15 protein-coding genes and 6 tRNA genes are annotated in these 18,326 nt (G+C 54.0%); 10 read left to right on the top strand and 11 right to left on the bottom strand.

Going from position 1 to position 18,326, the window contains the following annotated elements; all coding sequences use genetic code 11:
• The first annotated feature begins 188 nt into the window (after positions 1 to 188).
• From xapA to D5066_RS06430, 3 genes are all read left to right on the top strand, one after another.
• Complete coding sequence (gene xapA / locus D5066_RS06420; RefSeq protein WP_080328488.1) at positions 189 to 1,013, top strand: xanthosine phosphorylase; 825 nt, start codon at positions 189 to 191, stop codon at positions 1,011 to 1,013.
• 51 nt (positions 1,014 to 1,064) lie between these two features.
• Positions 1,065 to 2,321, top strand: coding sequence for a nucleoside permease (locus tag D5066_RS06425; RefSeq protein ID WP_119915399.1), 1,257 nt, complete (start codon positions 1,065 to 1,067; stop codon positions 2,319 to 2,321).
• 67 nt (positions 2,322 to 2,388) lie between these two features.
• Positions 2,389 to 3,273 carry a LysR family transcriptional regulator gene (locus D5066_RS06430; RefSeq protein WP_119915400.1) on the top strand — a complete coding sequence of 295 codons (885 nt, stop codon included), beginning with the start codon at positions 2,389 to 2,391 and terminating at the stop codon, positions 3,271 to 3,273.
• Between the two features lie 43 nt (positions 3,274 to 3,316).
• Here D5066_RS06430 and D5066_RS06435 read toward each other — a convergent pair.
• From D5066_RS06435 to D5066_RS06450, 4 genes are all read right to left on the bottom strand, one after another.
• Positions 3,317 to 3,392: transfer RNA gene (locus tag D5066_RS06435), tRNA-Lys, on the bottom strand.
• Between the two features lie 4 nt (positions 3,393 to 3,396).
• Positions 3,397 to 3,472, bottom strand: a tRNA-Val gene (locus D5066_RS06440).
• Positions 3,473 to 3,501: 29 nt separating this feature from the next.
• Positions 3,502 to 3,577 (bottom strand) — tRNA-Val (locus tag D5066_RS06445).
• A gap of 41 nt (positions 3,578 to 3,618) precedes the next feature.
• Positions 3,619 to 3,694, bottom strand: a tRNA-Val gene (locus D5066_RS06450).
• Positions 3,695 to 3,952: 258 nt separating this feature from the next.
• On the opposite strand from D5066_RS06450, the gene gltX reads away from it, so the two are divergent.
• Positions 3,953 to 5,368, top strand: a complete 1,416-nt coding sequence (gene gltX / locus D5066_RS06455) for a glutamate--tRNA ligase (protein ID WP_119915401.1) — start codon at positions 3,953 to 3,955, stop codon at positions 5,366 to 5,368.
• Positions 5,369 to 5,412: 44 nt separating this feature from the next.
• On the opposite strand, the gene D5066_RS06460 is transcribed toward gltX, so the two are convergent.
• Complete coding sequence (locus D5066_RS06460; protein ID WP_119915402.1) at positions 5,413 to 5,796, bottom strand: YfeC-like transcriptional regulator; 384 nt, start codon at positions 5,794 to 5,796, stop codon at positions 5,413 to 5,415.
• 1 nt (position 5,797) lies between these two features.
• A complete protein-coding gene (locus D5066_RS06465; protein WP_080328493.1) occupies positions 5,798 to 6,160 on the bottom strand; it encodes a YfeC-like transcriptional regulator in 363 nt (120 codons plus the stop codon).
• Positions 6,161 to 6,377: 217 nt separating this feature from the next.
• On the opposite strand from D5066_RS06465, the gene D5066_RS06470 reads away from it, so the two are divergent.
• From D5066_RS06470 to D5066_RS06480, 3 genes are all read left to right on the top strand, one after another.
• A tRNA-Ala gene (locus D5066_RS06470) sits at positions 6,378 to 6,453 on the top strand.
• 41 nt (positions 6,454 to 6,494) lie between these two features.
• A tRNA-Ala gene (locus D5066_RS06475) sits at positions 6,495 to 6,570 on the top strand.
• Between the two features lie 214 nt (positions 6,571 to 6,784).
• Positions 6,785 to 8,974, top strand: a complete 2,190-nt coding sequence (locus tag D5066_RS06480) for a sensor domain-containing phosphodiesterase (protein ID WP_119915403.1) — start codon at positions 6,785 to 6,787, stop codon at positions 8,972 to 8,974.
• A 43-nt stretch (positions 8,975 to 9,017) separates the two neighbouring features.
• Here the strand turns inward: D5066_RS06480 and nupC are convergent, their stop codons facing one another.
• Complete coding sequence (gene nupC, locus D5066_RS06485; protein WP_119915404.1) at positions 9,018 to 10,205, bottom strand: nucleoside permease NupC; 1,188 nt, start codon at positions 10,203 to 10,205, stop codon at positions 9,018 to 9,020.
• Positions 10,206 to 10,551: 346 nt separating this feature from the next.
• On the opposite strand from nupC, the gene D5066_RS06490 reads away from it, so the two are divergent.
• The gene (locus D5066_RS06490) at positions 10,552 to 11,790 is read left to right on the top strand and encodes an Nramp family divalent metal transporter (protein ID WP_080328495.1); all 1,239 of its coding nucleotides are present in this window, start codon (positions 10,552 to 10,554) and stop codon (positions 11,788 to 11,790) included.
• A 32-nt stretch (positions 11,791 to 11,822) separates the two neighbouring features.
• On the opposite strand, the gene D5066_RS06495 is transcribed toward D5066_RS06490, so the two are convergent.
• Positions 11,823 to 12,179 (bottom strand): DUF2502 domain-containing protein, encoded by a 357-nt coding sequence (locus D5066_RS06495; RefSeq protein ID WP_059354071.1) that lies wholly within the window; start codon positions 12,177 to 12,179, stop codon positions 11,823 to 11,825.
• Between the two features lie 127 nt (positions 12,180 to 12,306).
• The gene (mgrA, locus tag D5066_RS06500; protein WP_119915405.1) at positions 12,307 to 13,305 is read right to left on the bottom strand and encodes an L-glyceraldehyde 3-phosphate reductase; all 999 of its coding nucleotides are present in this window, start codon (positions 13,303 to 13,305) and stop codon (positions 12,307 to 12,309) included.
• A gap of 185 nt (positions 13,306 to 13,490) precedes the next feature.
• On the opposite strand from mgrA, the gene ipdC reads away from it, so the two are divergent.
• Complete coding sequence (ipdC, locus tag D5066_RS06505) at positions 13,491 to 15,149, top strand: indolepyruvate decarboxylase (RefSeq protein ID WP_119915406.1); 1,659 nt, start codon at positions 13,491 to 13,493, stop codon at positions 15,147 to 15,149.
• Here ipdC and D5066_RS06510 read toward each other — a convergent pair whose 3' ends face one another.
• Positions 15,150 to 16,385 carry an ion channel protein gene (locus D5066_RS06510; RefSeq protein ID WP_119915407.1) on the bottom strand — a complete coding sequence of 412 codons (1,236 nt, stop codon included), beginning with the start codon at positions 16,383 to 16,385 and terminating at the stop codon, positions 15,150 to 15,152.
• A gap of 205 nt (positions 16,386 to 16,590) precedes the next feature.
• Here D5066_RS06510 and glk point away from each other — a divergent pair, with 205 nt between their 5' ends.
• Entirely contained in the window at positions 16,591 to 17,556 is a 966-nt protein-coding gene (glk, locus tag D5066_RS06515) for a glucokinase (protein WP_119915408.1), read from the top strand.
• Between the two features lie 38 nt (positions 17,557 to 17,594).
• Here the strand turns inward: glk and D5066_RS06520 are convergent, their stop codons facing one another.
• Entirely contained in the window at positions 17,595 to 18,326 is a 732-nt protein-coding gene (locus D5066_RS06520; RefSeq protein ID WP_119915409.1) for a LytR/AlgR family response regulator transcription factor, read from the bottom strand.

The following is an 18,326-nucleotide window of genomic DNA, read 5'->3' on the forward strand; positions in this document are numbered from 1 at the left end:
AAACAGAGGTATCGGCACCAACGGGATTAGCTTGAGAAAAACTGCCATATCTGGCAGGGAGTTGCATTGATATACAATCAGTATCGGTGGTGCAAGGAAAGTGTATTGGAGGTAGAGCACAGGCTTTGGATATAAGACTAAGGTCATGCGATCCGTGATATCGCAACCTTCATTCTCAAGGAGCCTCTATGACCCTCTCAAATAACCCGTGGTACTGTGCCGATATCATCCGTGCGGCTAAACCAAACTTCACCCCTCGCGTGGCGTTTATTCTCGGCTCCGGCCTTGGCGCGCTTGCCGACCAGATAGAGGACGCCGTTTCCCTGAGCTATGAAAAGCTGCCGGGCTTCCCGGTGAGCACCGTGCATGGACATGCTGGCGAGCTGGTGCTGGGACATCTGGCCGGCGTGCCTGTTGCCTGCATGAAGGGGCGGGGGCATTTCTATGAAGGTCGCGGGATGACCATCATGACTGACGCGATCCGCACCTTTACGCTGCTGGGATGCGAGCTGCTGTTTAGCACCAACGCGGCGGGCTCACTGCGCCCGGAGGTTCAGCCTGGAAGCCTGGTTGCCCTGAGCGACCATATCAACACCATGCCGGGCACGCCGATGGTGGGGCTCAACGATGAGCGCTTCGGCGAGCGTTTCTTCTCACTGGCCAATGCTTACGACGCGGATTACCGCGCCGTTCTGCAAACCGTGGCAACGAAAGAAGGCTTCCCGCTGCATGAAGGGGTGTTTGTCTCTTATCCCGGTCCGAACTTCGAGACGGCGGCGGAGATCCGCATGATGCAAATTATCGGCGGCGACGTGGTGGGCATGTCCGTGGTGCCGGAAGTGATTTCCGCGCGCCACTGCGGCCTGAAGGTCGTGGCTGTTTCAGCAATTACCAATCTCGCTGAAGGTCTGGGAGAGGTCAAACTCTCGCATGAACAAACCCTTGCCGCCGCCGAGCTTTCCCGCCAGAACTTTATCAATCTTATCTGTGGTTTCCTTCGCCATATTGCCTGAGTAAAACAATAAAGTGGCCCGCCAGGGCCACACTGCGATAAGGAATGGGTTATGAACATCACGACTCGCTTAAAGCTGATGTCCTTTATGCAATATTTTATCTGGGGGAGCTGGCTGGTTACCCTCGGCGCTTACATGATCAACACCCTACACTTTACCGGCTCCGACGTGGGCATGGTCTATAGCTCCAAAGGCCTTGCCGCGATCGTTATGCCTTCGCTGGTGGGGATTATTGCCGACAAGTGGCTGCGGGCCGACCGCGCCTACGTTATTTGCCACCTCGTCTGCGCCGTCGCGCTCTGCTATGCCGCACAGGTCAATGAGCCGGGGCTGATGTTCTGGGTCATGCTGGTCAATGCAATGGCCTTTATGCCCACGATTGCGTTGTCTAACACCATTTCCTACTCCTGTCTTGAACGGGCTGGACTTGATACGGTAAGCCATTTTCCGCGCGTGCGGGTGTACGGCACCGTGGGCTTTATTGCGGCAATGTGGGCCATAAGCCTGATGGGAGCGGAGCTAAGTAATGTGCAGCTCTACATTGCGGCTGGCGCGTCTCTGCTGCTGGCGCTCTACTCTCTGACGCTGCCGGCCATTCCGGTTATGAAGTCGAAAACGTCTCCGTCTCTGGCAAGCAAGCTGGGCCTCAATGCGTTTATCCTGTTTAAGCAGCCCCGTATGGCGGTGTTCTTCTTATTCGCCATGCTGCTCGGCGCCGTGCTGCAGATAACCAATACCTTCGGTAGTCCGTTCCTGCATGATTTTGCGCGAAATCCGGCGTATGCCGACAGCTTTATCGTCAAATACCCATCCATTTTGCTCTCCGTCTCGCAAATGTCTGAGGTGTTCTTCATTCTGACCATTCCTTACTTTCTCGGGCGCTTTGGCATTAAAGCCGTCATGCTGATGAGCATGGTGGCCTGGATGCTGCGGTTTGGTCTGTTTGCCTTTGGCGACCCGTCCGCGACGGGCTTTGCGCTGCTCATGCTCTCAATGATTGTTTACGGCTGCGCGTTCGACTTCTTCAACATTTCCGGCTCGGTATTTGTTGAACAGGAGGTCAGCGCCGATATCCGCGCCAGCGCGCAAGGGTTGTTTATGACGACCGTTAACGGTATTGGGGCGTATTTCGGATCGGTGTTGAGCGGTGCGGCGGTCGATTATTTCTCGGTTGACGGGGTGAAAGACTGGCAGACGATCTGGCTGGTGTTTGCGGCCTATGCGCTGGCGCTTGCCGTGGTGTTTTATTTCAGCTTTAACTACCGCCACACCAGTAAAAACAGCGAGATGCGCACAGTCGCGCACTAAATTTCCCCTCCGAACGCTGAAAGGCTTTAAGGTAGGCGCATAAGTGTTATCGCCAGGATATGTTTTGATGGAACGTGTCTACCGAACCGATCTCAAGCTGTTGCGCTATTTTCTGGCCGTGGCTGAGGAACTGCATTTTGGACGGGCTTCGGCCCGTCTCAATATGTCTCAGCCACCGTTAAGCCTGCATATTAAAGAGCTGGAAAGCCAGTTGGGCACCTTACTTTTTATTCGCCACTCGCGGAGTGTCGCCCTGACGCACGCCGGTAAAGTGCTGATGGAAGAGTCACGTCGTTTGCTCGCCAGTGCAAACCAGGCGCTGGCTCGCGTCGAGCAAATTGGCCGGGGGGAAGCAGGGCGCATTGAGCTGGGCATTGTCGGCACGGCCATGTGGAGCGAGGTGCGCACGGTGATGCGTGCTTTCCTGAAAGAGCATCCGAATGTTGATGTTGTTTTTCGCGAAAAATCGCCGGTAATGCAGATGGCGCTGCTTGAGCGCCGGGAGCTGGATGTCGGGATCTGGCGAATGGCAACGGAACCTGCCGCGGGGTTTACCAGCCTGCGGTTGCGTGAAGCGGCTTTTCTGGTGGCGATGCCGGAAGATCACCGTCTGGTCAGGGAGCCTACCATCGCGCTTGCAGAACTGCAGGATGAGTATTTTGTCACGATGCCTTCAGCCCATTCTGACTGGGCATTTCTGCACCGCGTCTGCCAGCAGGCCGGTTTTTCGCCGATGATTGTGCGTGAAGCCGTTGAACCGCAAACGGTACTGGCGATGATCAGCATGGGGATGGGGATTACGCTTGCTGCCGACAGCTACGCGCAAATGCAGTGGCCGGGCGTGGTGTTTCGTCCGTTACGGGAGCGTATACCGGCTGATTTGTATGTGGTGTATGACGAGAAACAGGCGACGCCGGCAGTAAAGACGTTGATTGCGACGTTGAAGATGTAAAGCGCAGATAGCAAAAAAGCGCCTTTAGGGCGCTTTTTTACATTGGTGGGTCGTGCAGGATTCGAACCTGCGACCAATTGATTAAAAGTCAACTGCTCTACCAACTGAGCTAACGACCCGAAATGGTGGGCGATGACGGGCTCGAACCGCCGACCCCCTCCGTGTAAAGGAGATGCTCTACCAACTGAGCTAATCGCCCATTTCGGAACTGCTGCGATAAGGTGAGAATGGTGGGCGATGACGGGCTCGAACCGCCGACCCCCTCCGTGTAAAGGAGATGCTCTACCAACTGAGCTAATCGCCCAATCTCAATTCTTATCTACACTGCGAGTCTACCGAAGTAGATGGTGGGTGATGACGGGCTCGAACCGCCGACCCCCTCCGTGTAAAGGAGATGCTCTACCAACTGAGCTAATCACCCCCGCTGTGTGGAGTCGCATTATAGGGAGAGTTGAAAATGAGTCAACGCATTTTCTAAAGTTTTTATTCGTTCGTCGTAAAATTAAACAAAACGATCGCAAAACGGGCGGTGGCGCATGATTTCTAAACAAAAACAGCAAACTCCACCCCGATAAAGGGATCGACATTGAGGAATCCCCCCACAGTGATAGAATATTGCCCATTGTTTTTTCCCCGGGATTTGCCGATTGCCGGCATCTTTATAACGTAAGGCCATTTCATGAAAATCAAAACTCGCTTCGCGCCGAGCCCGACAGGCTATCTGCACGTCGGTGGTGCTCGTACTGCTCTCTATTCCTGGCTTTTTGCACGCCACAACAAAGGTGAGTTCGTGCTGCGTATAGAAGATACCGATCTTGAGCGCTCCACGCCGGAAGCAATTGAAGCCATCATGGATGGTATGAACTGGCTGAACCTGGAGTGGGATGAAGGCCCTTACTTCCAGACCAAACGCTTTGACCGCTATAACGCCGTCATCGATGAGATGCTGGTGGCGGGCACGGCCTATAAATGCTACTGCTCCAAAGAGCGTCTGGATGCGCTGCGTGAAGAGCAGATGGCGAACGGTGAGAAACCGCGCTATGACGGCCGCTGCCGCCACGACCACAGCGAGCATGCCGCTGATGAACCGTGTGTGGTGCGTTTTGCTAACCCGCAGGATGGTTCGGTGATCTTTGACGATCAGATCCGTGGCCCAATTGAATTCAGCAACCAGGAGCTGGACGATCTGATCATTCGCCGTACCGACGGTTCCCCAACTTACAACTTCTGCGTTGTGGTTGACGACTGGGATATGGAAATTACCCACGTTGTTCGTGGTGAAGACCATATCAATAACACGCCACGTCAGATCAACATCCTGAAAGCGCTGAATGCGCCCGTTCCGGTCTATGCGCACGTCTCCATGATTAATGGCGACGACGGTAAAAAGCTGTCTAAACGTCACGGTGCGGTCAGCGTTATGCAGTATCGTGACGACGGCTATTTGCCGGAAGCGCTGCTGAACTATCTTGTGCGTCTGGGCTGGGCTCACGGCGACCAGGAGATCTTCAGCCGCGAAGAGATGATCGAACTCTTCTCTCTGAGCTCTGTGAGCAAATCTGCCAGCGCATTTAACACCGACAAGCTGCTGTGGCTGAACCATCACTACATCAATACCATGCCGCCGGAATATGTGGCGACTTACCTGCAGTGGCACATTGAGCAGGCAAACATTGATACCCGCACTGGCCCTGAGCTGGCGGACCTGGTGAAACTGCTCGGCGAGCGCTGCAAAACGCTGAAAGAAATTGCCGAAAGCTGCCGCTACTTCTATGAAGAGTTTGATGAGTTCGACGCTGACGCCGCGAAGAAGCACCTCCGCCCGGTTGCGCGTCAGCCGCTGGAAGTGGTGCGCGACAAGCTGGCTGCGCTCACCGACTGGAGCGCTGAGAATGTGCATCACGCCATTCAGGCGACGGCAGACGAGCTGGAAGTGGGTATGGGTAAAGTCGGCATGCCGCTGCGCGTTGCGGTGACCGGTGCGGGTCAGTCTCCGGCTCTGGATGTCACCGTTCATGCCATCGGTAAGTCACGCAGCGTGGCGCGCATTAACAAGGCGCTGGACTTTATTGCTGAACGTGAAAATCAGCAGTAACAACGCCTTATACAAGAAAACGGCAGGTTACCCTGCCGTTTTTTTTATTCAGCAATATCCAGACGAGTAAGAAAACCGCGTATGCCTTCACGTTTTAGTAAGGTATCCAGGCGCTGCTGTTCAAGCTCGGTCATACTCTCCAGCGTTTCAATAATGCCCGGACGCAGGTGTGAAGGCTGTTCATTGTAGGATGAGGTCACTTCAGCCAGATGATAAACCGCCTGACGGTTACGGATAGCGGGCAGACTCATGATGTGTTCCTTCACCCGTGCATCAACGTGGATAAGCCGCGCCCGACCACCTTTCACGCCGTTGAGCCCTTCGGTTTTCCACCCCTGCTGGCGTATCCAGCGATTCACCGTTTGTCTGGCAACGCCCAAACTTTCCGCCAGCTCTTCCGTGGTCATTTTGCTACGTAATCTTTTCATATTAGTTCTGGTCGCGAATCCCTAAACGTTGCAGCAAACCGGTAATCCCTTCCCGCATTAACAGCGATGTCATCTGCTTCTGCTCTTCCGGCGTCATTTCATTTGCCAGCGTCAGGAGTAGGGTATGAAGCGAACCATCATGGCTGATGCCGTCAGGCATAGCGGATGTTTCCGTTGCCCGGCGTGCGCTGCGGATAAACTCACGCACCTTATCGTTCACATGCACCAGGCGCGCTTTCCCGCCCTGGACTCCTGGTTTTGGTGATGTTATCCAACCCTCTTTACGTACCCATTTATTGATGGTCTGTCGGCTATAGCCAGTGAGCAGGGCTAACTCTTCTGGCGTCATTCGTTCCTTGATCATGCAATTTCCTGAATATTCGTGTGGGTAATTAACGGCTCATTTTATAGCACCGTTTTACGTGAAAACGTGACAGGCTTAACTCATGACTGCGAGCAGGCTCGCAAAGTGATTCATTTGCATGATTTTTCGGCGATTGAACTGCAGTCATTGATTTTGCCGTTGACACTCCCCAGCGGAATTCATATTATGCCGCCCGTCAACGTGACAGCTTTACGATGGGGCTATAGCTCAGCTGGGAGAGCGCCTGCATGGCATGCAGGAGGTCAGCGGTTCGATCCCGCTTAGCTCCACCAAACTCTGAACCCAACAGAGTGCGGTCAGTAAAGTCAAATGTGGGGCTATAGCTCAGCTGGGAGAGCGCTTGCATGGCATGCAAGAGGTCAGCGGTTCGATCCCGCTTAGCTCCACCAAAATTTTAAACCCTCGTCAAAAGACGAGGGTTTTTTTTATGTGTTTGTAACACCCCTAAACATATTTTGTTGCCAAAATGGTGTTTTCCCATATCTCACCTCAACTGAAATCAATAAATCAGTCTATAAATAGACTTCAACTTGATTCGTGTAATTAATAAACCTATTATCCATGCGGTCAATGATATGAACGGATAATAATCTCTCCAGCTTAATGAATAGAAAAACGTATAATAATGTAAAGATATTTATAATTGCTCTGGCGATCTGCCTGATTGCGGTTCCCGTTTCCCGTTATCTCTCCCCTCGTGCAATTGTTAATGAACATGACGTTTATTTAGCGTGGCTCCCGTTAAGCGTTATGCTGGCGGTTATGCTGTTATTGGGGCGCCGCGGTATTCTGCCTATTCTTATAAGTTTTATGGTTGCTAATATATTTAACGTTAATTTAGCACCGCTACAATATTCAGTATTACTGTTCTGTCAGACGTTCTCCGTATTCGCTGCCTGCGGCGTCCTTCGCCTCCTTCTGGGCCGACGCTGGCGCTACTGCATGCCCAACAAATACATCGGTTTACGCATATTTTGGCTCGGCTTTATGGTGCCGATAGGCGTTAAAATGTCGATGTATCTGGCTGGCTATTTCTTTGATTTCCCGGTCACAATCTCCACTTTCTTTGGCGAAGGAACGGTAATTTATAATGTCGTTGATATTCAAAGTCTGATATGCGCGGCGATGATTTTTACCATGATGTTCTATTATCCGTTAAGAATGATTATTAATCCTCGTTATGCCGTCAAATTCTGGCGGCGAAGTGTGAAGCCCGTGTTTTTACACAAGAAATCATTATATATATTCGTCTGGCTGATGCTGTTAATCGCCATTATTGCAATTTTATGTGCGCCTTTTGAGTCGCCTGTTATTGCAGGCTATTTGATGCCGGTTATTTTCATTCTCTTTACATTAGCGATTAGCCGTCTGAGCTACGCGCTTATCTCTCTGCTGTGGGCCACCTCCGCGCTTCTGCTGTTGACCTACAACTACAACTTTCTTAACGGTGTGGAGTCGGGCCATTCGCTCTCCTTTATCCTGTCGGTGCTGATCTCTTTTGCTATCTGCCTGCTTTATATGTCGCGGATCTATCAGCGTAGCGAATGGTTGAAGCAGGGCTGGCAGGACAGGGCGCTCACCGATCCTTTGACCGGATTACCCAACATTCGTGCGCTGGAAGATTTTCTCCTCGACCATCCGGATGCCAAAGTGTGTTGCCTTCGCATGGATAATCTGGAGTTTTTGAGCCGCCATTACGGCATTCTCATGCGGGTGCACTGCAAACGGATGGTCACGACCTCCCTCCAGCCGCTGTTGCAGAAAGATGAGACGCTTTTCCAGCTGCCGGGAAGCGAGCTGGTGCTGGTATTACTTGGGCAGGGAACGGCTGAGCGCCTCCAGCATATGGTTGATCGGCTGAACAGCCGTAAGATTTTCTGGAACAATACCGGGCTGGATATCGAATTTGGCGCGTCCTGGGGAATGGTCGAAAACGGTGAGAGACTGCACCACACGCTGGGGCAGCTGAGCTGGCTGGCCGAGCAATCCTGCGGAGCGCACAACGTTCTTGCGCTGACGAATAGCCTGGAAGCTGCATCAGGACAAACAACGGAGCGTGTCCTGATGCTGGCGCGGATTAAGCACGCCCTGGAGGCGGATCAGTTCCATTTATACACGCAGCCGATCCAGAAAGCTGACGGTAGCGGGTACTACGAAATTCTGGCGCGTATGGAGAGCGAGGGCGAGATCATCACCCCTGACCGCTTTATTCCGCTGATTGCCCAGTTCAACCTCAGCCATCGGTTTGATATGTGCATCATGGAAAAATTGCTGTTGTGGCTGCGCGATCACCCAGCGACGCAGGCTGGCGCCCGTTTCTCTGTCAATCTGATGCCGCTTACGCTGATGCAAAAAGAGGTGGCGACCGAGATTTGCTCTCTCTTTGAACGGTACGGCGTTGCGCCTCAGGCTGTGGTGATTGAGATCACCGAAGAGCAGGCCTTTTCCAATTCCGGCTGCAGCATCCACAATATTCAGCAACTGCGGGATTACGGTTTCCGTATTGCCATCGATGATTTTGGAACCGGCTACGCCAACTATGAGCGTCTGAGACGCCTGCAGGCAGACATCATTAAAATTGACGGCTGTTTCGTGAAAGATATTTGTACTGATGATATGGACGCAATGATCGTCCAGTCGATATGTAATCTGGCGAAGACGAAATCACTGTGTGTGGTGGCAGAATATGTTGAGACGCCAGCGCAGCGGGAGATGCTGCTACGCTTCGGCGTGGACTACCTGCAGGGATACCTGATAGGCAAACCCAAACCGCTGGAAGAATTACGGGCATAAAAAAACCGGGAGTAAGACTCCCGGTTTTTTTTTACGGTAAACGTTACAGAACCAGCGCAGCGATAGAAGCAGACAGGACGCTCACCAGGGTGGAGCCGTAAACCAGTTTCAGGCCAAAGCGAGAAACCACGTTACCCTGTTCTTCGTTCAGGCCTTTAATCGCACCGGCGATAATACCGATGGACGAGAAGTTCGCGAAGGAGACCAGGAATACGGACAGAATGCCTTCCGCACGTGGAGAGAGCGTGCTGGCGATTTTCTGCAGATCCATCATCGCAACGAATTCGTTAGAAACCAGTTTGGTCGCCATGATACTGCCTACCTGCAGTGCTTCATGAGCCGGAACACCCATCACCCATGCGACAGGGTAGAAGATGTAGCCCAGGATGCCCTGGAAGGAGATGCCCAGCACAGCGGCGAACAGGGCGTTCAGTGCGGAGATCAGGGCGATAAAGCCGATCAGCATCGCGGCAACAATAATCGCCACTTTGAAACCTGCCAGAATGTACTCGCCCAGCATTTCGAAGAAGCTCTGGCCTTCATGCAGGTTTGACATCTGAATATTCTCTTCGCTGGCGTCAACGCGGTACGGGTTGATCAGCGACAGAACGATAAAGGTGCTGAACATGTTCAGAACCAGCGCAGCAACGACATATTTTGGCTCCAGCATGGTCATATACGCGCCCACGATAGACATGGATACGGTAGACATTGCGGTTGCCGCCATGGTGTACATGCGGTTACGGGACATTTTGCCGAGAATATCTTTATACGCGATGAAGTTCTCAGACTGACCGAGGATCAGGGAGCTTACGGCGTTGAAAGATTCCAGCTTGCCCATGCCGTTCACTTTGGATAACAGGAAACCAATGCCACGAATGACGAACGGCAGAACGCGGATGTGCTGCAGAATACCGATCAGCGCGGAGATGAAGACGATTGGGCACAACACCTTCAGGAAGAAGAATGCCAGACCTTCGTCGTTCATTTTACCGAAGACAAAGTTGGTCCCTTCGTTGGCGAATCCGAGCAGTTTTTCGAACATTTCGGAGAAGCCTTTCACGAAGCCGAGGCCTACGTTGGAGTTCAGGAAGAACCACGCAAGTAAAACTTCAATGACCAGCAGCTGGATAACATAACGAATACGAATTTTTTTGCGGTCTGTGCTGACCAGCAATGCAAGTGCAGTAACGACAACAAGTGCCAGGACAAAATGAAGGACGCGGTCCATATTTGCTCCAAATATGAGGCAGGTTTAATTTTCGTGCACATTCTATGTAACAAGCGAAAAGAAAACGAGATCAAGGACACACTATAGTTACATCCTGTGACGAGTCTCAAAATTAGTGATCCACAATACATTTTTGTTATGTTAGGTAAATGAGTGAAAAGTTAAGTTTGTGTGCTACGCTTCACAAATGACCGCGCATTTTCACATTCTGTGATGTCGCGCCACCTGCCCATCTATTGTTCTTAGCTATCAGAGAAATCATTTTAAACTTTCTAAATGATCTTGATAATCATTCTCATTTTGATAGCATTAAACATAGCAAAGGCTATATTTCCAGAGGCAGATGATGACAAACAGTCGCGTAGAGGGTAGCAGTGGCAGAGCAGCGCGCAAGTTGCGGTTCGCGTTAATGGGACCTGCGTTCATTGCTGCCATCGGCTATATCGATCCGGGTAATTTTGCGACCAATATCCAGGCCGGGGCCAGCTTCGGCTATAAGCTGCTGTGGGTGGTCGTCTGGGCAAACCTGATGGCGATGCTGATCCAGATGCTCTCTGCAAAACTGGGAATTGCCACGGGTAAAAACCTGGCGGAGCAAATTCGCGACCATTATCCCCGTCCGGCGGTGTGGCTCTACTGGGTTCAGGCGGAAATCATCGCCATGGCAACCGATCTCGCTGAATTTATCGGGGCGGCGATCGGCTTTAAGCTGATTCTGGGCGTGTCGCTGTTACAGGGGGCGGTGCTGACCGGGATTGCCACATTCCTGATCCTGATGTTACAGCGTCGGGGGCAAAAACCGCTGGAGAAGGTTATTGGCGGTCTGCTGCTGTTTGTTGCTGCGGCCTATATTGTCGAGCTCGTTTTCTCGCAGCCGAACCTGGCGCAGCTTGGGAAAGGGATGGTCATCCCCAGCCTGCCAACGTCGGAAGCGGTATTCCTCGCAGCCGGGGTGCTTGGGGCGACCATCATGCCGCATGTTATTTATCTCCACTCTTCACTGACCCAGCACCTTCACGGCGGTACGCGTAAAGAACGCTACTCGGCAACCAAATGGGATGTGGCTATCGCCATGACCATTGCGGGTTTCGTGAATCTGGCGATGATGGCCACCGCAGCTGCCGCTTTCCACTTTAACGGCCATACTGGCGTCGCCGATCTCGACCAGGCTTACCTCACACTGGAGCCGTTACTGAGCCATGCTGCCGCCACGATATTTGGTCTGAGCCTGGTTGCCGCCGGTCTCTCCTCCACGGTGGTGGGGACGCTGGCAGGGCAGGTGGTGATGCAGGGATTTGTTCGCTTCCATATTCCATTGTGGGTGCGTCGTTCTGTCACCATGCTTCCGTCGTTTATCGTGATTCTGATGGGGCTCGATCCAACACGAATTCTGGTGATGAGCCAGGTGCTGCTAAGCTTTGGCATCGCGCTGGCGCTGGTACCGCTGCTGATTTTTACCAGCAACAAAAACCTGATGGGCGATCTGGTTAACACGACGCTGGTAAAACGGGCCGGGTGGGCCATCGTGGTGGTGGTCGTAGCGCTAAACCTGTGGTTGTTGATTGGCACAGCGCTGGGGTTATAAAAGAAAAAGGAGCCGGGTGGCTCCTTTTTGCATTAATGATGACCGTGGCCGTGACCGTGGCCACCTCGTCCTTTTCCGCCGTGACCCCAGCCGCCGCGGCGGTCGTCACGATCGTTCCAGCCTTCGCGATAGCCGCGTTCATAGGCGTTGTTTTTATACCAGCCACGATGCAGGCCGTTATCGTGCCTGCGCCAGCGGTCACCACGCCATTCATAATGACGGTTCCAGTAGTCACGGTCGCGCCAGTAGCCACCGTCCCAGTATCTGCCGTAGTCGTCACGATCGCCAATTTGTAATTTTACTGATGGCAACAGGGTGATTTCGCCCGCAGTGGCGACGAGCGGGGCCGAAGCCAGTAATACCGCTGCAAGAATCAGTGACCTGAACATACTCTTTCTCCTTCACGATCGGGGCCTTTGTGGGGCCTGTTAACGCAATATTACGAGTTGGTAAAGGCTCGTTTCATCGCCTCAACTCCGAATTCCTGAATGAGAGCACTTTTTGCTAAAAGTGGATTTATTTTGAACTGCTCAGGATCTGATCGATTAGAGAAAGTTCTTCCGCGGTAAACTGGCGGTTTTCCAGCATACCCACGGCATCATCAATCTGAGCCGTTTTGCTGGCCCCGATCAGCACCGACGTGACTTCCTCATGGCGTAACACCCAGGCGAGCGCCATCTGCGACAGCTTCTGACCACGACTTTCCGCCAGGGCGTTTAGCTTACGTACCTTCTCCAGTTTCTCCTCGGTGATCTGATCCGGGTTAAGGAACTGACTGCCGCTTGCTGCGCGAGAGTCTGCGGGAATACCGTTCAGATAGCGGTTGGTTAATTGCCCGCCTGCCAGCGGCGAGAAGGGTATGCAGCCGACCCCCTTTTCCTGCAGAACATCCAGCAAACCCTCTTCCGGCGCACGTTCGAACATCGAGTATTTCGGCTGGTGGATCAGGCAGGGCGTGCCCAGATCGTTCAGGATATCAATCGCTTTTCGCGCCAGCTCGGCAGGATAGTTGGATAAACCGACATACAGGGCTTTTCCCTGACGCACCAGATGGTCAAGCGCTTTCATGGTTTCCTGCAGCGGCGTCTCCGGGTCAGGACGGTGGTGATAGAAGATATCGACATACTCCAGACCCGTGCGTTTCAGGCTTTGATCGAGGCTCGCCAGCAGGTATTTACGTGAGCCCCAGTCGCCGTAAGGGCCATCCCACATGGTATATCCCGCCTTCGTGGAGACGATCAGCTCGTCGCGCCAGGGCAGAAAATCCTCCTGCAAAATACGGCCGAAATTACGTTCGGCCGACCCCGGCGGGGGACCATAGTTATTGGCAAGGTCGAAATGTGTAATACCCAGATCGAACGCGCGCTGTAAAAGTTGACGGCTGTTTTCGATAAGCGTGGCGTCACCAAAATTATGCCACAGCCCCAGCGAGACCGCGGGCAACCTGAGTCCGCTTCGCCCGCAGCGGCGATACTGCATTGTCTGATAACGCTTTTTGTCCGGCTGATAACCCATTCGTAGGACCTCTCGTACTGAAGATAAAAAACAGTGTATGCGTTTACATTAACGTGAAAAAAAGCAGCATAGCCCAGCATTTTTTGTAAAGCATTCTTTCCATACTCTTCTTGTCGCCAATTCTGGACAGTCATCACGCTTATTTAATACTCAAGGTGAGGTCAACATTAGAAGGATACCTGTTTATGCGTACCCCATACTGCGTCGCCGATTACCTGCTGGACCGTCTTACAGATTGTGGAGCCGATCATCTGTTTGGCGTGCCGGGCGACTATAACCTGCAGTTTCTCGACCACGTGATAGACAGCCCGGATATCTGCTGGGTGGGCTGTGCCAACGAGTTAAACGCCTCTTATGCCGCTGACGGATACGCCCGATGCAAGGGCTTCGCCGCGCTGCTGACAACATTCGGCGTCGGAGAGTTAAGTGCCATGAACGGCATTGCGGGCAGCTATGCTGAGCACGTTCCGGTGCTGCATATTGTTGGCGCGCCGGGGATGGCGTCACAGCAAAGAGGGGAACTGCTGCACCATACGCTGGGCGATGGGGAGTTCCGTCATTTCTACCATATGAGCGAGCCGATCACCGTCGCGCAGGCGATCCTGACCGAACAAAACGCCTGTTATGAAATCGACAGGGTACTGACCACCATGCTCCGGGAGCGCCGTCCTGGCTACCTGATGTTGCCTGCCGATGTGGCAAAAAAAGCGGCCACACCGCCTGTAAACGCTCTCACACTTCGGCATGCGCATGCTGACAGCGCCTGCCTGAAAGCGTTCAGGGACGCTGCGGAGCGTCAGCTGGCAGTCAGTAAGCGTACCGCGCTGTTAGCGGATTTCCTTGTCCTGCGCCACGGGCTGAAGCACGCGCTGCAGAAGTGGGTGAAGGACGTGCCGATGGCGCATGCCACCATGCTGATGGGCAAAGGCATATTCGACGAACGTAACGCCGGTTTTTACGGTACCTACAGCGGTTCGGCCAGTGCCGGCCCGGTAAAAGAGGCGATAGAGGGGGCGGACACGGTGCTGTGTATCGGCACCCGTTTTACCGATACCCTGACGGCTGGGTTTACCCATCAGTTAACGCTGGCGCAGACGATAGAAGTCCAGCCTCATGCCGCCCGCGTCGGCGATATCTGGTTTACCGGCATCCCGATGGTGCAGGCCATTGAAACGCTGCTGGAGCTATGTAAACAGCATGTGCATGATAAGCCTGTTCCGGCATCGCAAAGCGCGATGAATTTCCCGCAGCCGGACGGCTCGCTTACCCAGGAGAATTTCTGGCAAACGCTGCAAACGTTTATTCGCCCGGGAGACATCATCCTGGCCGATCAGGGCACCTCGGCTTTCGGCGCGATTGACCTGCGTTTGCCTGCCGACGTGAATTTTATCGTCCAGCCGCTGTGGGGCTCGATTGGCTACACCCTGGCCGCGGCGTTCGGTGCGCAAACGGCTTGCCCGAACCGGCGCGTGATTGTGCTGACGGGGGACGGCGCGGCGCAGTTGACCATTCAGGAGCTTGGCTCGATGCTGCGTGATAAACAGCACCCCGTCATTCTGGTGCTCAACAACGAGGGGTACACGGTGGAAAGGGCGATCCACGGGCCGGAACAGCGTTACAACGACATTGCGCTATGGAACTGGACGCAAATCCCGCAGGCCCTGAGCCTTGATCCTCAGGCCCAGTGCTGGCGGGTCAGTGAAGCGGAGCAGCTGGCGGATGTGCTTGAAAAAGTGGCGCACCACGAGCGGCTCTCGCTGATTGAGGTGATGCTGCCAAAAGCCGATATCCCACCGCTGCTGGGAGCCATTACCAAAGCGCTGGAAGCGCGCAATAGCGTCTGATTACTTATCGTTTCGCCAGGCCATCATCATCGGTTTGCCCGCCAGCAGGAGCCAGGCGGGCAACATCACGATGCAGAGCAGCGGGAACAGCGTCGAATCCGGCACTACCACCGCCGCCATAAACAGGCTCAGCCATGCATCCCGCGTCACCACCAGTACCAGCCCCAGAATTGAGCAGGAAACGGTAATCGCCGCCGGCACCGCGTCGACGTGCTCGTGCAGCATCAGCCCCAGCGCCACGCCGACAAACACCGCCGGGAAGATGCGCCCGCCGCGGAAACCGCACGCGGCAGCGACGACCAGCGCCGCCAGTTTGATGACGGCAAACAGCAGATAGTCAGAGACGCTAAACACCTGGCTGAAGGCCAGCTGCTGCATCTCGTCCAGACCTTTGAACATGGTCACCGTTCCGCCAATCGTCCCTAAAACACCGAGGATTAACCCCCCCGTTCCCAGAATCAATACCGGATGTTTGAGTTTATGCACCAGTCGGTGCAGGCGCGGAAGACACCATACCGCCACCATTCCCAGCGCGATAGCGATCGCGACGACGATGGCGCCGCTGAATATATCTGCAATCTGCATCTCTCCGTAGTGCGGCAGGGAGAGGGAGAAATGGGGATGGAAAAACAGGCTTGTCGTCAGCGCGCCGGCAGCCGCTGCCATCAGCGGAGCAAACAGCTTATCCCAGAGCGGAACGTCGTTATCACTGGTCAGCGTCTGAGAAAAGATCAGGGCAGCAGCAACGGGCGTGCCGAAAAGCGCCCCGATGGTGCCAGCGGAGGCGAGGATGGTCCAGTCCAGCGCGCCGACGCGAGGCAGAATGCGTGAGCCAAGGTAAACCGCCAGACCAATATTCACCGCCATAATTGGATGCTCGGGGCCCAGACTGACGCCACCCGCCAGGCCCACGATCAGCGCGACGATCAGCCCCGGCAGCGCTGAGGGGGGAACCGGGGCGCCAATCAGGGGTTCCAGCGCCGGGTCCGGTCCGGCGTGGCCGGGACTGAAACGGATCACCAGGCCCACCGCAATACCGGTTAACGTCAGCATCAGGATGATCCACGCAGACGAATCCGCGGTTACCCCCAGTTTTGCCGGTAGCGCCGTCCATAACAGACTTTGCAGCACCGACGCGACTTTCATCACGATAATAAGGACCAGGCTTGAGGCCACGCCAATGAGTAGCGCCGGAATTGCCAGCAACAGCATGGTTCTGGCTCGCGGGTGGAGCATGATGATTTCCTTGTACAAAACGCAATGACGTTACTTTGCACATTAAGCTTTATGGCAATAGTGCAAAAGGTGCTGAAACGGTAAAGTTATTCTGTGACGAAGATCGATAATCCACGGGCATTCACCTTCCGGTCGTTGTTGTTATCACGCCTTGAATTTACAGTGTCCCAAAGATTTATTCTGACTTTAGCGGAGCAGTAGAAGAATGACAAAGTATGCTTTGGTAGGCGATGTGGGCGGCACGAACGCGCGCCTCGCATTATGCGATGTAAGTAGCGGTGAAATTTCCCGGGCGAAAACCTACTCCGGGCTGGATTATCCTAGCCTCGAGGCCGTTGTCCGCGTCTATCTGGACGAGCATCAGGTGAGCGTCGAAGACGGCTGCATCGCCATTGCCTGCCCGATCACCGGCGACTGGGTAGCAATGACCAACCATACCTGGGCATTCTCCATCGCAGAGATGAAAAAGAACCTCGGGTTCGCGCATCTGGAAATTATCAATGACTTCACCGCGGTGTCCATGGCGATCCCGATGCTCAAGCCGGAGCACCTGATTCAGTTTGGCGGCGCGGAGCCGGTCGAAGGCAAGCCGATTGCGGTCTACGGTGCCGGTACCGGTCTGGGCGTTTCGCACCTGGTGCATGTTGCTCAGCGCTGGGTGAGCCTGCCGGGTGAAGGCGGCCACGTGGATTTTGCGCCAAACAGTGAAGAGGAGGGCATTATCCTCGAAGAGTTACGCGCGGAGATCGGCCACGTTTCCGCTGAGCGCGTCCTGTCAGGGCCGGGGCTTGTGAACCTGTACCGCGCGATTGTGAAATCGGACGGTCGTCTGCCGGAAAACCTGCAGCCGAAAGACGTCACTGAACGCGCGCTGGCGGACAGCTGCATCGACTGCCGTCGTGCTTTGTCGCTGTTCTGTGTGATCATGGGGCGTTTCGGCGGCAACCTGGCGCTAACGCTGGGCACCTTTGGTGGAGTCTATATTGCGGGCGGGATCGTACCGCGCTTCCTCGAGTTCTTTAAAGCCTCGGGCTTCCGCGGCGGGTTTGAAGATAAAGGGCGTTTCAGAAGCTACGTGCAGGATATTCCTGTTTATCTCATCGTGCACGATAACCCTGGCCTGCTGGGTTCGGGTGCCCATCTGCGTCAGGTTCTCGGTCAAATCCTCTGACGCATCACAACCCTCTCCCGCGGGAGAGGGTGCTTTCTTTACAGGTGCATCAGCTGGCGGAACTCTTTCACCTTGCTGCGGCTTACCGGTACCTGAAAATCCAGATCCTTCAGACGCAAAATGTAGGTGTTGTTAAACCAGGGTTCGATCTCGCGGATCTTGTTTAAATTGACGCAAAACGAACGGTGGCAGCGGAAAAAGTGTGCCGCCGGCAGCTTGCTGCAAAACTCGGTGATGTTCATCGCCATCACGTACGATTCCCGCCGCGTATAGACAAACGTCATCTTTTCATGGGCTTCGGCATAGTAAATATCATTGACCGGCGTCACGATGATGCGCTCGTCTTTGACGAGATTAATGGTGTCGTTTTCGCGTACCGTTGGAGTGGCGCTAGCGGGAGCGCTCTGCTGCTGCCATGCGGCCTCCAGCTTTTGCAGCATGCTGACAATTCGCGACTCCTGGTAAGGCTTCAGAATATAGTCAAATGCCTCCAGCTCGAAGGCCTCAACGGCGTGCTCTTTCCAGGCGGTAACGAACACAATAAACGGCTTATGGGCAAACTGATTGATGTTTTGCGCCAGTAATACGCCGTCCAGGGAGGGAATATTGATATCCAGGAAAATCGCGTCGACCCGGTTATGCTGCAAAAACTTCAGTACATCCAGACCATCATCAAAGGTACCCACAATCTCCATCTGGCTGTAGGTTTTGATAAGCCAGCTGAGCTCCTGTTGAGCCAGGAATTCATCTTCTACGATGATGACTTTCAT

Origin of the sequence: Enterobacter chuandaensis (genome assembly GCF_003594915.1) — a bacterium.
Lineage (GTDB): Bacteria > Pseudomonadota > Gammaproteobacteria > Enterobacterales > Enterobacteriaceae > Enterobacter > Enterobacter chuandaensis.